Genomic DNA, 16,048 nt, shown 5'->3' on the forward strand with positions numbered 1-16,048 from the left:
GGGGGCGCGGCAGGACTACGCTCAGGGATCAGGTGGCTGTGGTTCGTGCTGGTTTCCTGGTGATGGCCACCAGGTGCCTACCAAAACAGTGCGGCGCCCATGAAATCGAGCGCCGCACGAGCGGCGCATCGCGGATGAATCCGCTCCTACATCGTCGTGACCGCCAGGCCATGGTTGTCAGCCCTGCTTGCCCGACGCAATGTTTCGACTACCGCCTCTCTTGTCGGTAGGAACGGATTCATCCGCGATGCACCGCGCAAGCGGTGCCAGCCCCCAGAAGCACCAAGGCTTCGCCAGCCCTACTCCCGCTCCCCATACTCCCGACACCCCTCCCACCCGATCCCGCTCTGCGCCGTGTGCTGCAACAACCACTCCAGCGCCGGCTGCGCCTTGGGCTGGTTGTCGTGGAACTGGATCACGCCCTTGCGCCACAGCAACATCAGGGTAAGCACCCGCTGCGCCGACGCCTCGGCGGTCAACGGCCCATCGTCCTGCGCATCGATATCCCACAACGAAACCCGCAACTGCTGGCTGGCCATGAACCCCTCGCCATCGCCGCGCCGCTGCCCGTAAGGCGGGCGGAACAAGGGCACATACTGCTCCGGCAGGTCGGCCTGGACCCGCGCCTGGCTGCGCCGCAGCGAGTCCTGCCAGCCCTGCCACTGGGCATGGGAACGATATTCCCAGCCTTGGATCCCCACGCACTGCCCCGCATAGAGTTCGGCCACCGGGCCTGCATCGCGGCGTTGCTGCAGTCGGTTACCAAGCACGAAGAAGATACCGTCGAGCTTCTGCCGACGCAGGTAGTCAGCCATGGCATCGGTGCTACCCCCTTCCGGGCCTGGGCCACCGGCAAAGGTCAGGAGGAACATCCGGTCGTTCAGTTCATCGCCATTGCGCTCACGGCTGGAAAGTTTCTCCACCTCGCTGGAGGTCTGTGGATACACGGCGGCCTTGCGCAGTTGCTCGTCCAGATAGCGGGTGTGGAACTGTCGGCTCGGTTCGATCCAACCGGTGTAGAACGTGCCGACATCCCCGGCGAACGTGGCGGCTTGCATGCGCAAGTCAGCCATCGACTCCACTGGGTAGCAGAACGACGCATCCTGCTCGCAACTGTGCTGCGCCTGCTGGTAGCCCTGCCACAACCGCTGCCACATGCGCGCCCTGACAGCGCGGATGGTCGGCAGGTTGATCTGACGAAGGCCCAAGCGCGACGCCAGGGCGTTGTCATCGAGCATCTCGTTCTCGTGCAGCACCCGGGCAAAAGACAGGATCTCGGCACGCGACGCCACGTCGAACAGTACCGGACTGTCCAGTTGCTCCGGCCACAGGCCGCGATCGAAGCTGACGAAGTCGGCGGGAGCGGCCTGGGCGCCCAGGCTCAACAGGCCGGCGAACAGGGCGAAAGCGATACGCACGATGAACGTTCTCCACGAATGCATGGCGCGCACTATAGCGCGGCGCCCGCCGATGTTCCGTGACTATCGTCGCCATAGTTTGGCGTTGCGCCACCAGCCCCGTAGAATTCGCCCGACGATTCCAGGAGCCGACCCGATGCTGACGGTGATTTCCCCCGCCAAGACCCTCGACTACGACACCCCGCCGGTCACCCAACGCCACACCCTGCCCCAGTACCTGGACGATTCCCAGGCACTGATCCTGCAACTGCGCGAGCTGTCGCCAGCGCAGATCAGCGAACTGATGCACCTGTCCGACAAGCTCGCCGGCCTCAACGCCGCGCGTTTCGGCAGCTGGACCCCGGATTTCACTCCAGCCAACGCCAAGCAGGCGCTGCTGGCCTTCAAGGGCGACGTGTACACCGGTCTCGATGCCGAAAGCCTGGGCGAGGATGATTTCACCTATGCCCAGGAGCACCTGCGCATGCTCTCGGGCCTGTACGGCCTGCTGCGCCCACTTGACCTGATGCAGCCCTACCGCCTGGAGATGGGCACCAAGCTGGCCAACGCCCGCGGCAAGGACCTCTATGCGTTCTGGGGTACGCGCATCAGCGAGTGGCTGAACCAGGCCCTGGCCGAGCAGGGCGACGACGTGCTGCTCAACCTGGCCAGCAACGAGTATTTCAGCGCGGTGAAGAAGAGCGCACTCAAGGCGCGGGTGATCGACGTCGACTTCAAGGACCTGAAGAACGGCCAGTACAAGATCATCAGCTTCTACGCCAAGAAAGCCCGCGGGATGATGAGCCGCTTCGTGATCCAGGAGCGCATCAACGACCCGGAGCAACTAAAGCGATTCGACGTGCAGGGCTACTACTACAGCCCCGAGCAATCGAAACCGGACCACCTGGTGTTCCTGCGCGATCACGCCGAGTAACCCCCTCCCCCTCCTGTAGGAGCCTGCCTTGCTGGCGAACAGCCGCTACTCGCTGGTAACGGGTTCGCCAGCAAGGCTGGCTCCTACAACCAACGCCAAACCGCCAATACTTGGGCGCCATAAAACCAGCACGCATAGGCTTATCGCAAAACGCCATAAGACCGTTCGTAGTTTTTTGACGAATTTTGAAAAAAAATTTTGCATGCTGGCCTAAAACCATCCCACCTCGATTTCCCCCTTTATATACGGGGACGAAACTGTTCCGTGCTATCAGATTGAAAGTATTTTTCACTGAAAAAATATTTAGAAATCTTTCATTTCGGCGGAACCCATCTCGGAACTTCTCCTACGCCTCATCGCTCATAGCACCCGTAACGAGTTTCAAGCGCCAAGCGTAAGAGATGACTTACAGATGACAGATGCTCGGCACTACACCGAACTTCAAAAACTTCAGAGGTGGCAATGGATATGCCGTACAGCGAACGCCAGGAAGGCCAAGCGCACCCCTATATAACCGTCCTAGTGGTTGATTTCAAAGGATTTATCCACTTGAAAAAACAAGCACAGCAGCGCGACCAATAGCGCACTGCAATAAAGACGACTGCATTTCAGGGCACGTCATTTAAATATTGGCCTTTGACTGCCAACTTTGAGCGCACAACTTTATGCGCTCCGGATTTATTCATGCCTGCGTTCGGTGAAGTGTCATTTCGCCATGGATCCGTTCGCCCAGTAATTGTTGGTCAATCAACCCGATCGGCTCTTCCCTGAAGGGCTGGCGTGATAAACACACGAGGTGATTACGATGCGTATCAGCATCTTTGGTTTGGGTTATGTGGGTGCGGTCTGTGCGGGCTGCCTGTCGGCACGCGGCCATGATGTGATCGGTGTTGACGTGTCCGGCACCAAGATCGACCTGATCAACCAGGGCAAGTCGCCCATCGTCGAACCGGGCCTCGAGGCGCTGCTGCAACAGGGTATCGCCAACGGTCGCCTGCGTGGCACCACCGACTTCGCCGCCGCCATCCGCGCCAGCGACGTGTCGATGATCTGCGTCGGCACCCCCAGCAAGAAGAATGGCGACCTGGGCCTGGAGTACATCGAGTCGGTGTGCCGGGAGATCGGCTACGTGCTGCGCGACAAGACCTCCCGCCACACCGTGGTGGTGCGCAGCACCGTGCTGCCGGGCACCGTCAAGAACGTGGTGATCCCGATCCTCGAGGACTGCTCGGGCAAGAAAGCCGGCGTCGACTTCGGCGTGGCGGTCAACCCCGAGTTCCTGCGCGAAAGCACCGCGATCAAGGACTACGACCAGCCACCGATGACCGTCATCGGCGAACTGGACAGCGCCAGCGGCGACGTGCTGCAAGCCCTGTACGAGGAACTGGACGCGCCGATCATCCGCAAGCCGGTCGAAGTGGCCGAGATGATCAAGTACACCTGCAACGTCTGGCACGCCACCAAGGTGACCTTCGCCAACGAGATCGGCAACATCGCCAAGGCGGTGGGCGTCGATGGCCGCGAGGTGATGGACGTGGTCTGCCAGGACAAGGCGCTGAACCTGTCGCAGTACTACATGCGCCCGGGCTTCGCCTTTGGTGGTTCGTGCCTGCCCAAGGACGTGCGCGCCCTCACCTACCGCGCCGCCAGCCTCGACGTGAAGGCGCCGCTGCTCGACTCGCTGATGCGCAGCAACGAGTCCCAGGTGCAGAACGCCTTCGACATCATCGAGAGCCACGACAAGCGCAAGATTGCCCTGCTCGGCCTGAGTTTCAAGGCCGGCACCGACGACCTGCGCGAAAGCCCGCTGGTGGAACTGGCCGAGCGCCTGATCGGCAAGGGCTACGAGCTGAACATCTACGACCAGAACGTCCAGTACGCCCGCGTCCATGGCGCCAACAAGGACTACATCGAGTCGAAGATCCCCCATGTCTCCTCGCTGCTCAACGCCGACTTCGACCAGGTGGTGAACAACGCCGAGATCATCGTGCTGGGCAACCGTGACGAGCAGTTCCGCGCCCTGGCCCAGCAGGCGCCGGAAGGCAAGCAGGTAATCGACCTGGTTGGCTTCATGAGTAAACCAACCTGCACCACCAGCCGCACCGAAGGTATCTGCTGGTAAACCCGGCAGGGCGGCGCGTCCCTCCCCAGCGCGCCGCCCTTGCCCCCCGAATTCCCGACGGATGCCGAACATGCAAAGGCTACAGACCCTGCTGCTGCAATGCGCCGGCTGGCTGCTCTACATGAGCCTGCTGATGCTGATCGCCCTGGCGTTGCCCAGCGACATCTTCGATTCGCAATCGAAGCATTTCATCTTCCTGGTCGGCGCCGTCGGCATCTGGCGCTACTCCATGGGCGCCACCCATTTCATCCGCGGCATGCTGTTCCTGTACATCGTCTACCCCTACCTGCGGCGCAAGGTGCAGAAGCTGGGCAAGGCGGCCGACCCGTCGCACGTGTACCTGATGGTCACCAGCTTTCGCATCGAAGCCCTGACCACCGCCCAGGTGTACAGCTCAGTGATCCGCGAGGCGATCGACTGCGGCTACCCCACCACCGTGGTCTGCTCGCTGGTGGAGAAGTCCGACGAACTGTTGGTGAAGAGCCTGTGGGCCAAGTACAACCCACCCTCGCACGTCACCCTGGACATCGTGCGGATCGCCGGCACCGGCAAGCGCGACGGCCTGGCCTATGGCTTCCGCGCCATCTCGCGGATGCTGCCGGACGAGAACGCCGTGGTGGCGGTGATCGACGGCGACACCGTGCTGGCCGAAGGCGTGGTGCGCAAGACCGTGCCGTGGTTCCGCCTGTACCCCAACGTCGGTGGCCTGACCACCAACGAATTCTGCGAAGTGCGCGGCGGCTACATCATGAGCGAGTGGCACAAGCTGCGCTTCGCCCAGCGCCACATCAACATGTGCTCGATGGCCCTGAGCAAGCGCGTGCTGACCATGACCGGGCGCATGTCGATGTTCCGCGCCAGCGTGGTGACCAACCCCGAGTTCATCGCCGACGTCGAGAGCGACTCGCTGATGCACTGGCGCCTGGGCCGCTTCAAGTTCCTCACCGGCGACGACAAGTCCAGCTGGTTCAGCCTGATGCGCCTGGGCTACGACACCTTCTACGTGCCCGATGCCGCCATCAACACGGTGGAGCACCCGCCGGAGAAGAGCTTCGTCAAGGCCAGCCGCAAGCTGATGTACCGCTGGTACGGCAACAACCTGCGGCAGAACTCCCGCGCCCTGGGCCTGGGCCTCAAGCGCCTGGGGCTGTTCACCAGCATCGTGCTGCTCGACCAGCGCGTGTCGATGTGGACCAGCCTGCTGGGTTTGACCGTGGCGGTGATCGCCAGCTTCAAGTTCGGCCTGCAGTTCCTGCTGGTGTACCTGCTGTGGATCGGCATCACTCGCCTGATCCTCACCGTGATGCTGCTGTGCTCGGGCCACAACGTAGGGCCGGCCTACCCGCTGATTCTCTATTACAACCAGATCGTCGGCGCGGTGATGAAGATCTACGTGTTCTTCCGCCTCGACAAGCAGTCCTGGACCCGCCAGCCCACTGCCCTGAAGCGCGACCTGGCCAGCTTTCAACAATGGTTCAACACCTGGTCCTCGCGGACCATGACCTTCTCGGCCGCGAGCATCTTCGTCGCCGTGCTGTTCATGGTCGTGTGAGCCACCCCGGATCGGATAACAGGAACGAATATCGCCATGAATACCGCCGTGAACGTCAATGTCGTGCATGAGTCCGAAGCGCAGCGCCAGCACGCCCGGGTACGCATCCCCGCCAAGCTGCGCTACCTGGACGGCAACCGCGAGCCGCACGAAGTGAAGGTTGACGACCTGTCCGCCGGTGGCCTGTCCTTCCACGCCAAGAAAGCCCTGCCAGTGAACGAGGTGCTGCGTGGCCGCCTGCAGTTCGTGGTCGACAACCTCGGGCTGTCGATGGATGTCGAGATCCTGGTGCGCACGAGCAACACCGAGACCGGCCGCACCGGCGCCGAATTCCAGAACCTCGAACCCCGCGACATCGCCACCCTGCGCCACATCCTCACCAGCCACCTGTCGGGCGAGCTGATCAGCGTCGGCGATGTACTCAGTACCCTGCAGCGCGACAACTTCACCAAGGCGCGCAAGCAGAAAGACTCAGGCTCGGGATTGTCCGCGTTCGGCCGCCTGCGCGCGGTCACCGTCACCGCCGGGGTGTTCGTGGTCGGCCTGGTGGCCTTCGGCTTCGTCGCCAAATCGCTGTACGGCCTGTACTTCGTCAGCCATGCCGAGGCCGGTGTGGTCGCGGTGCCCACCAGCAACGTCACCATGCCCCGCGACGGCAGCTTGCAGAGCCTGGTGGAAAGTGGCGCAACGGTGAGCAAGGGCGCGCCGCTGGCGACCTTCAACACCAGCATGCTCGACCTGCTCAAGGGCCACCTGGACGACTCGCAACTGGAACCGGCCAAGGTCGAGGAACTGTTCGGCAAGCAGCTCTCCGGCACCCTCACCAGCCCCTGCGACTGCGTGGTGTCGCGCCAACTGGTGGACGACGGCCAGTACGCCAGCAAGGGCCAGCCGGTGTTCGCGCTGATCCCGCGCACCACCACGCCGACCGTGGAGGCGCGCTTCAGCTATCGCCAGTTCGACGAGGTGAAGCCGGGTACCCGGGTCAACTTCCAGGTGGCCGGTGAAGACGAAGTGCGTACCGGCCGGATCGTTGGCAGCAGCAGCCTGGACACCGACAACCTGGCTTCCGACATCCGCGTGCAGATCAAGCCTGACGAAAGCCTGCCGGCCGAGCTCGCCGGCCGCCCGGCCGCGGTCAACAGCGACCGTGGGCCGTCGCTGAACTGGCTGATCGACAAGGCCGTGGCCCGCGGGCTGTAAGAGGAACGGATCATGAAACCTTTCAATCGTGATTCCGCCGTGGGATTGGTGTCGCCGGTGTTGCGAGGGCTGCGCCCTCGATCGCGGCTGAAGGCCGCTCCTACAGAGTCCGCGCCCGTCCTGATCGACTCGATCCCTGTAGGAGCGGCCTTGAGCCGCGATCGAGCGCGCAGCGCTCGCCCGTTGGCATGGTGCGCACTGGCCGCTGCCATCACCCTGGCCGGCTGCGCCGGCCTGCCCGACCAGCGCCTGGCCAACGAAGCGCTCAAGCGCGGCGATACCGCCACCGCCGAGCGCAACTACAAGGCCCTGGCCGACCTCGGCTACAGTGACGCGCAAGTCGGCCTGGCCGACCTCGACGTCGCCACCCGTGACCCGGCCAAGCTCAAGGCGGCCGAGGCCACCTACCGCGCCGCGGCCGCCACCTCGCCCCGCGCCCAGGCCCGCCTCGGCCGCCTGCTGGTGGCCAAGCCCGACAGCACCCAGGCCGAACGCGAAGAGGCCGAGACCCTGCTCAAGCGCGCGGCACAACAAGGCGAGGGCAACACCCTGATCCCGCTGGCGATGCTCTACCTGCAATACCCACAGAGCTTCCCCACCCTCAACGCCCAGCAGCAGATCGACCAGTGGCGCGCCGCCGGCAATCCCGAGGCGGGCCTGGCCCAGGTGCTGCTCTACCGCACCCAGGGTACCTACGACCAGCACCTGGGCGACGTGGAGAAGATCTGCAAGGCCGCCCTGACCACCACCGACATCTGCTACGTCGAGCTGGCCACCGTCTACCAGAAACGCGCCCAGCCCGATCAGCAGGCCGTGCTATTGGAGCAGCTCAAGGCCGCCCATGGCCGTGGCGCGGTAGCGGCCACCCGGGTCGACAGTGTCGCCCGCGTGCTGGCCGACCGCAGCCTCGGGCAGACCGACGAAAAGACCGCGAAAGACCTGCTCGAGCAGATCGCCCCGGCCAACCCGGCCTCCTGGGTCAGCCTCGCCCAACTGCTCTACGACTTCCCCGAACTGGGCGACAGCGACCAACTGATGGCCTACATCGACAAGGGCCGCGAAGCCGAGCAGCCCCGCGCCGAACTGCTGCTGGGCCGCCTCTACTACGAAGGCAGGACCGTGCCAGCCGACGCCAAGAAGGCCGAGCAGCACCTGCAGGCCGCCGCCGACGCCGGCGAGATCAGCGCCGACTACTACCTCGGCCAGCTCTATCGCCGTGGCTACCTGGGCAACGTCGAGCCGCAGAAAGCCGTCGACCACCTGCTCAGCGCCGCCCGAGGCGGCCAGCTCAGCGCCGACTACGCCCTGGCCCAGCTGTTCAGCGAAGGCCATGGCATCCGCACCGAGCCCGCCAACGCCTGGGTGTTCGCCCAGCTGGCCCAGGCCAACCCGTCCGAGCAGTCCAGCGCGCTGCTGCATCAGCTCGACCAGCAACTGACGCCCGCCCAACGCAGCCAGGCGCAAAACCTGCTGGCCCAGGAAAAGCAGGCCCGCGCCGGCAGGCTCCAGCGTGCCGACAGCCCCCTGGCCATCGAAGCGCTGCAAGACGACAACGACGACGTAGACGCCGAGGATTCGCTATGACGCTCAACCCCTTCGTGAAAGCCGGCATCGGCCTGGGCTTCGCCCTGCTGTGGTCGATGCCGACCCTCGCCCAGGAAACCGCGCAGAAGAACTTCGGCCTGGACGTGAAGATCACCGGCCAGTCCGAGGACGACCGCGACCTGGGCACCCGCTCCGGCGGCGACGTCAACGGCCTGGGCCTGGACCTGCGCCCCTGGGTGTACGGCGAGCGCGGCAACTGGAGCGCCTATGCCATGGGCCAGGCGGTGGCCGCCAGCGACATCATCGAGACCGACACCCTGCGCGCCTCCGACACCGGCGCCGCCATCGACACCGGCGACGACAGCCGCAAGCCGGACAAGAGCTACCTGGCGATGCGCGAGTTCTGGGTCGGCTACAGCGGTTTCACCCCCTACCCCGGCGAGCAGCTGCGCTTCGGCCGCCAACGCCTGCGCAGCGACGACGGCATGTGGCGCGACACCAACATCGAGGCGCTGAACTGGACCTTCGACACCACCCTGCTCAAGGCCGACCTGGGCGTGGCCCAGCGCTTCAGCGAATACCGCACCGACCTCACCGAACTGGCGCCGGAGGACAAGGACCGCACCCATGTCTACGGCAACATCGCCACGCAGTGGACCCCTGGCCACTGGGTCGGCCTGCGCGCCCACCACAGCCACGACGGCGGCAGCCTGAAGAACCCCGGCGAAACCGTCGACGCCCTCGACAAGACCCGCACCGGCGACCTTACCTGGCTGGGCCTGGAAGCCAACAGCGACGCCTACAACTGGCGCAACGACCACACCGTCAACTACTGGGGCAGCGTCACCTGGTTGACCGGCGACCGCGATACGCTGAGCAGCCAGGCCATCGGCAACGAGCAGGTCGCCACTGGCAAGCAGAGCGGCGACGTCAACGCCTGGGGCACCGACCTGGGCATCCGCCTGCGCCTGGACCCGCAATGGCAGGTCGGCGCGGCCTATGCCCGGGGCAGCGGCGGCGGTGGCAGCGATGGCTCGAACAACTTCGAGCAGACGGGCCTGGAGAGCAACCGCTCCAACTTCACCGGCACCCGCTCGCGCGTGCACCGCTTCGGCGAAGCCTTCCGCGGCGAGCTGGGCAACCTGCAGGCGGCCAGCCTGTTCGCCTCCTGGCAGCTGCGCGACGACTACGACGCCAGCTTCATCTACCACAAGTTCTGGCGCGTCGACGGCAAGCAGAACATCGGTTCCAGCGGCATCAACGCGGTGGTCGACGACGGCGGCGTCAACCGCCCACTGGTGCAGGGCGAGAAAGACCTCGGCCAGGAGATGGACGTGGTGGTGACCAAGTACTTCAAGCAGGGCCTGCTGCCGGCCTCGCTGAGCCAGTCGATCGACGAGCCGTCGGCCCTGGTGCGCCTGCGCGCCGGCGTGTTCAAGCCGGGTGACGCCTACGGCAAAGAGGCCGACTCGTACATGCACCGCGCCTTCGTCGACGTGATCTGGCGCTACTGAGGCCGGGAGAGCAAACCATGACCCTGCACCCGAACCTTCGCCACAGCCTGCTCGCCAGCGCCCTGCTGCTGGCCGCCGGCCTCGCCCAGGCCGCCGAGCCCGAGATGGCCAAAGGGCTGCAACAGGCCAAGACCTACACCGTCGCCAGCGCGCCGATCGAACCGCTGCTGATGGACCCACCCAAGCTGCCCGACTTGTCCGGCTACACCGCCCAAGCTGTGCAGCAGAAGATCGACCGCGCTCACAAGGGCAAGGTCAGCGTGCGCCGCATGCTCCAGGAAGACACGCTCAAGGAGTTCGTCGGTGGCGACAACAAGGGCGCCGAATGGGTTCGCCGCCAGCATGGCATCCCCCAGGCGATCTTCATCGACGACGGGCATGTCGACCTGGTCGAACTCAGCAAGAAAGTGCCCGGCCAATACCTGCGCGAAACCGCACCGGGGGTCTACCTCGCTCGCCTGCCGATCGTGGTCGGGCACACGGGCGTGCTCGAGATCGACGGCAAGGTCAAGGAGTTGCGCCTGTCCGAGGAAGGCGGCGCGTTCATCGTCAACGACGGCAAGCTGTTCGTCACCGATACGAAAGTGACGGGCTGGCGCGAGCAGGCCAACGGCCCGGCCACCTTCCGCAAGCCCGACGCGTTCCGCCCGTTCCTGCTCAGTTGGGGCGGCACCGAGACCTACATCGTCAACAGCAAGATGGCCAGCTTCGGTTATTCGAAGTCCAAGTCCTACGGCGTGAGCATTTCGCAGTACACGCCGAACATGGCCAAGCAGATGGGCCGCGCCGAACCCACCGGCTGGATCATCGGCTCCGAGTTCAGCGACATGTGGTACGGCTTCTACTGCTACGAGACCCAGGACTTCGTGGTCAAGGATTCGGTGTACCGCGACAACATCGTCTACGGCATCGACCCCCACGACCGCTCGCACCGCCTGATCATCGCCGGCAACACCGTGTACGGCACCAAGAAGAAGCACGGGATCATCGTCTCGCGCGAGGTCAACGACAGCTGGATCATCAACAACAAGAGCTACGACAACAAGCTCTCGGGCGTGGTGATCGACCGCAACAGCGTCAACAACCTGATCGCCTACAACGAGATCTACCGCAACCACACCGACGGCATCACCTTGTACGAGAGCGGCGACAACCTGATCTGGGGCAACAAGCTGATCAACAACCGCCGCCACGGCATCCGTGTGCGCAACAGCGTGAACATCCGCCTGTACGAGAACGTCGCCATGGCCAACGGCCTGGTGGGGGTGTACGGGCACATCAAGGACCTCTCCGACACCGACCGCGACATCGCCCTCGACCCGTTCGATACCAAGGTGTCGCTGATCGTGGTCGGCGGCGAGCTGGCGGCCAACGGCTCCGGCCCGCTGTCGATCGACTCGCCGCTGTCGGTGGAGCTGTACAAGGTGTCGATGCTGATGCCGCGCAAGGCCAACGGCATCAGCTTCAACGGCGTGCTCGGCGAGCGCCAGGACGAAATCCTCGACCTGCTGGTGCGCCAGCAGAAAGCCGTGCTGATCGACCCGGTCGAGCGCCAGACCGAAATGATCGACTAAGGAAGCCCAGACCATGACTCCACACCTGATGAAACTGCTGGGCCTGTCCGCCGCCCTCCTGGCCATCAGCCAGGGCGTGCGCGCCGAGGACATCCAGGCACCGACCTTCACCGCCGAACCCTGCTGCCAGCTGTGCCCCGAAGCCCACGACGCCCGCCGCTACACCACGCGCTACCAGCAGAACTTCACCACCCTGGTGCAGGCCCAGGGCGACTGGCTGTTCCGTACCCGTGAAGACCTGCGCACCGAATTCGACACCACCCCAGGCGGCTACAAGCGCCTGCAGCAGGTGCACGACGCGTTCAAGAAGCGCGGCGTCGAGCTGGTGGTGGTGTACCAGCCGACCCGTGGCCTGGTGAACCGCAACATGCTGGGGCCCGAAGAAAAGGCCGCCTTCGACTACCAGAAGGCCCTGGGCAACTACCAGGGCATGCTCCAGCGCTTCGCCAAGATGGGCTACAACGTGCCCGACCTGTCGCCGCTGACCAACGAGCAACTGGCCGCGGCCGACCAGGGCAAGGACTTCTACTTCCGTGGCGACCAGCACTGGACGCCCTACGGCGCCGAGCGCGCGGCGAAGATCGTCGCCGACACCGTGCACAGGATGCCAGCGTTCGAAGGCATCCCACGTAAAGAGTTCGAGACGAAGAAATCCGGGCGCATGGGCAAGACCGGCACCTTGCACAACGTCGCCGGCCAGCTGTGCGGCACCAGCTACGCGGTGCAGTACATGGACCAGTTCGCCACCGAGCCGAAAGGCGCCAGTGGCGGCGACGACCTGTTCGGCGATTCGGGCGATGCGCAGATCACCCTGGTCGGCACCAGCCACAGCGGCAAGAACTACAACTTCTCCGGTTTCCTGGAACAGTACATCGGCGCCGACGTGCTCAACGTCGCCTTCCCCGGCGGCGGCCTGGAAGGCTCGATGATCCAGTACCTGGGCAGCGAGGAGTTCCAGAACAACCCGCCGAAGATCCTGATCTGGGAGTTCTCCCCGCTCTACCGCCTGGACCAGGAAACCATCTGGCGGCAGATCCTGGCGTTGCTCGACGACGGCTGCGACGACCGCCCCGCGCAGATGAGCGCCAGCGCCACCCTCAAGCCCGGCAAGAACGAGCTGATGGTCAACGGCAAGGGCGGCGTGATCAAGGACCTGATCAACCGCAACCACCAGTTCGACATCCGCTTCGAGGACACCTCGGTGAAGGTGCTGCAGGCCACCCTCTGGTACCTCAACGGCCGCCACGAGGACATCAAGATCGAGAAGCCCGAGACCTCCGACACCGACGGGCGCTTCGTCTTCCAGATGCGCGAGGACGAAGACTGGGCCGGGCAGAACCTGCTCGCCCTGGAAGTCCAGGGGCCGGAAAGCGGCACCCAGAAAGTCGAAGCGAAACTGTGCAAACGCAACAACTTCGCCGGCAACACGCAGCACACCGCGCACGCTGGCCAGTGAGGCGACCATGACCATCATCAACCGCAAGACCGCACCCGCCCTGCTCGCCCTCGCCCTGTTCGGCGGCGCGGCGCAGGCCGCACTGGTGCCGCCCCAGGGTTACTACGAGGGCATCGAGAAGCTCAAGAGCAGCGATGGCGACGTCCGTTGCGAAGCCGCGCCCCGGCCCTACACCGGTTCGCTGCGCTTTCGCAGCAAGTACGAAGGCTCGGACAAGGCCCGGGCGACGCTCAACGTCGCCTCGGAAAAAGCCTTCCGCGCCTCCACCAAAGACATCACCACCCTGGAGAAGGGCGTCAGCAAGATGGTCGGCCAGTACATGCGCGACGGCCGCCCGGCGCAGCTCGACTGCGCGCTGACCTGGCTGGGTAGCTGGGCGCGCGCCGATGCGCTGATGTCCAGCGACTACAACCACACCGGCAAGTCCATGCGCAAATGGGCGCTGGGCAGCATGAGCGGGTCGTGGCTGCGCCTGAAGTTCTCCAACTCGCAGCCGCTGGCCGCGCACCAGGCCGAGGCCGAGCAGATCGAGAAATGGTTCGCCCGCCTGGCCCAGCAGACCGTGCGCGACTGGAGCGGCCTGCCCCTGGAGAAGATCAACAACCACAGCTACTGGGCGGCCTGGTCGGTGATGGCCACCGCCGTCGCGACCGACCGCCGCGACCTGTTCGACTGGGCGGTAAAGGCATACAAGGTCGGCGCCAACCAGGTCGACGAGCAGGGCTTCCTGCCCAACGAGCTCAAGCGCCGCCAGCGCGCCCTGGCCTACCACAACTACGCCCTGCCGCCGCTGGCGATGATCGCCAGCTTTGCCCAGGCCAATGGCGTGGACCTGCGCAAGGAAAACAACTTCGCCCTGCAACGCCTGGGTGAAGGTGTGCTGGCCGGGGCGCGCGACCCGAGCCAGTTCACCGCCCACGCCGGCGTGAAGCAAGACCTGCACGACCTGAAGATCGACAGCAAGTACGCCTGGCTCGAACCCTGGTGCGCGCTGTACCACTGCGTCGGCGACACCCTCGAACGCAAGCACGAGATGCAGCCGTTCGACAGTTTCAGGCTGGGCGGGGATGTGACCCGGGTCTACGACCCGGGCGCGGAATCGAAGAAGTAAATCAAACCCCTGTAGGAGCGGACTCATCCGCGATGGCGTCGGCAGGCGCACAACGGCTGCCATGACGACCGCAATCGCGGATGAGTCCGCTCCTACAGGGGCCAGGTGCCCCCTGCATTTTCGTGGGGGGTTTGGGGGGCGCTGTGCCCCGGATGCTGTGAACAACAAGGAGAACCGGGATGGTCTTCTCGTCCAATGTGTTCCTGTTCCTGTTCCTGCCGGTTTTCCTCGGCTTGTACTACTTGAGCGGGCAACGCTATCGCAACCTGCTGCTATTGGTGGCCAGCTACATCTTCTACGCCTGGTGGCGGGTGGACTTCCTCGCCCTGTTCGCCGGGGTCACCCTGTGGAACTACTGGATCGGCCTGAAGGTGGGCCACGCTGGCGTGCGCACCAAGCCCGCCCAGCGCTGGCTGTTGCTGGGGGTGGCGGTCGACCTGGCGATCCTCGGCTACTTCAAGTACGCCAACTTCGGCGTCGACAGCCTCAACGCCATCATCACCTCGTTCGGGCTGGAGCCGTTCATCCTCACCCACGTGCTGCTGCCGATCGGCATCTCGTTCTATATCTTCGAGTCGATCAGCTACATCATCGACGTGTACCGCGGCGACACCCCGGCCACCCGCAACCTGATCGACTTCGCGGCGTTCGTGGCGATCTTCCCGCACCTGATCGCCGGCCCCGTGCTGCGCTTCAAAGACCTGGTCGACCAGTTCAACAACCGCACCCACACCCTCGACAAGTTTTCCGAAGGCTGCACGCGCTTCATGCAAGGCTTCATCAAGAAGGTGTTCATCGCCGACACCCTGGCAGTGGTGGCCGACCACTGCTTCGCCCTGCAGAACCCCACCACCGGCGATGCCTGGCTCGGCGCCCTGGCCTATACCGCGCAGCTGTACTTCGACTTCTCCGGCTACAGCGACATGGCCATCGGCCTGGGGCTGATGATGGGCTTCCGCTTCATGGAGAACTTCAAGCAGCCGTACATCAGCCAGTCGATCACCGAATTCTGGCGGCGCTGGCACATCAGCCTGTCGACCTGGCTGCGCGACTACCTGTACATCACCCTGGGCGGCAACCGCAAAGGCACCTTCAACACCTACCGCAACCTGTTCCTGACCATGCTGCTGGGCGGGCTGTGGCACGGTGCCAACTTCACCTACATCCTCTGGGGCGCCTGGCACGGCATGTGGCTGGCCATCGAGCGGGCGCTGGGCATCGACACCAACCCGCAGCGCTTCAACCCGGTGAAGTGGGCCTTCACCTTCCTGCTGGTGGTGGTCGGCTGGGTGATCTTCCGCGCCGAGAACCTGCACGTGGCCGCGCGCATGTACGGCGCCATGTTCAGCTTCGGCGAGTGGCAGCTGTCGGAGCTCAACCGCGCCAACCTCACCGGCCTGCAGGTGGCCACGCTGGTGGTCGCCTACCTGACCCTGGCGTTCTTCGGCCTGCGCGACTTCTACCGCAATGCCCAGCCAACGCCCAAGGCCACGCCGGTGCAGGTCAACGCCGACGGCTCGGTGGGCCTGGACTGGACGCGGATCATGAGCCGCGCCCTGGTCCTGCTGCTGTTCGTCGCCTCGGTGCTGAAGCTCTCGGCGCAGAGCTACTCGCCATTCCTCTACTTCCAGTTCTGAGGC

Annotated in this window: 11 protein-coding genes; 10 read left to right on the forward strand and 1 reads right to left on the reverse strand. The window is 64.6% G+C overall.

Going from position 1 to position 16,048, the window contains the following annotated elements:
• Window positions 1–299: 299 nt before the first annotated feature.
• Window positions 300–1,418 carry a polysaccharide deacetylase family protein gene (locus IM733_RS14800; RefSeq protein ID WP_248917349.1) on the reverse strand — a complete coding sequence of 373 codons (1,119 nt, stop codon included), beginning with the start codon at window positions 1,416–1,418 and terminating at the stop codon, window positions 300–302.
• Window positions 1,419–1,554: 136 nt separating this feature from the next.
• On the opposite strand from IM733_RS14800, the gene yaaA reads away from it, so the two are divergent.
• The 10 genes from yaaA (at window position 1,555) to IM733_RS14850 (ending at window position 16,045) form a co-directional block, all read left to right on the forward strand.
• Window positions 1,555–2,331, forward strand: coding sequence for a peroxide stress protein YaaA (yaaA, locus tag IM733_RS14805; RefSeq protein WP_248917350.1), 777 nt, complete (start codon window positions 1,555–1,557; stop codon window positions 2,329–2,331).
• 805 nt (window positions 2,332–3,136) lie between these two features.
• Complete coding sequence (locus tag IM733_RS14810) at window positions 3,137–4,453, forward strand: nucleotide sugar dehydrogenase (protein WP_248917351.1); 1,317 nt, start codon at window positions 3,137–3,139, stop codon at window positions 4,451–4,453.
• 70 nt (window positions 4,454–4,523) lie between these two features.
• Window positions 4,524–6,005: a glycosyltransferase family 2 protein gene (locus tag IM733_RS14815; protein WP_248917352.1), complete on the forward strand. Its 1,482-nt coding sequence runs from the start codon at window positions 4,524–4,526 to the stop codon at window positions 6,003–6,005.
• A gap of 36 nt (window positions 6,006–6,041) precedes the next feature.
• On the forward strand, window positions 6,042–7,208 hold the full coding sequence (locus IM733_RS14820; RefSeq protein ID WP_248917353.1) for an alginate biosynthesis protein Alg44: 1,167 nt from the start codon (window positions 6,042–6,044) through the stop codon (window positions 7,206–7,208).
• Window positions 7,209–7,220: 12 nt separating this feature from the next.
• Window positions 7,221–8,792, forward strand: a complete 1,572-nt coding sequence (gene algK / locus IM733_RS14825) for an alginate biosynthesis TPR repeat lipoprotein AlgK (RefSeq protein ID WP_248917354.1) — start codon at window positions 7,221–7,223, stop codon at window positions 8,790–8,792.
• The gene (locus IM733_RS14830) at window positions 8,789–10,267 is read left to right on the forward strand and encodes an alginate export family protein (protein ID WP_248917355.1); all 1,479 of its coding nucleotides are present in this window, start codon (window positions 8,789–8,791) and stop codon (window positions 10,265–10,267) included. Before algK ends, IM733_RS14830 begins: the two co-directional genes overlap by 4 nt.
• A 17-nt stretch (window positions 10,268–10,284) precedes the next feature.
• Window positions 10,285–11,841: a mannuronan 5-epimerase AlgG gene (gene algG / locus IM733_RS14835; RefSeq protein ID WP_248917356.1), complete on the forward strand. Its 1,557-nt coding sequence runs from the start codon at window positions 10,285–10,287 to the stop codon at window positions 11,839–11,841.
• A gap of 13 nt (window positions 11,842–11,854) precedes the next feature.
• On the forward strand, window positions 11,855–13,297 hold the full coding sequence (locus tag IM733_RS14840) for an alginate O-acetyltransferase (RefSeq protein ID WP_248917357.1): 1,443 nt from the start codon (window positions 11,855–11,857) through the stop codon (window positions 13,295–13,297).
• A 7-nt stretch (window positions 13,298–13,304) separates the two neighbouring features.
• Window positions 13,305–14,408, forward strand: a complete 1,104-nt coding sequence (locus tag IM733_RS14845) for a mannuronate-specific alginate lyase (RefSeq protein ID WP_248917358.1) — start codon at window positions 13,305–13,307, stop codon at window positions 14,406–14,408.
• A gap of 179 nt (window positions 14,409–14,587) precedes the next feature.
• Window positions 14,588–16,045: an MBOAT family O-acyltransferase gene (locus IM733_RS14850; RefSeq protein ID WP_248917359.1), complete on the forward strand. Its 1,458-nt coding sequence runs from the start codon at window positions 14,588–14,590 to the stop codon at window positions 16,043–16,045.
• Window positions 16,046–16,048: the final 3 nt, after the last annotated feature.

The organism is Pseudomonas entomophila (genome assembly GCF_023277925.1).
In the GTDB taxonomy this organism is placed as follows: Bacteria; Pseudomonadota; Gammaproteobacteria; order Pseudomonadales; family Pseudomonadaceae; genus Aquipseudomonas; species Aquipseudomonas entomophila_D.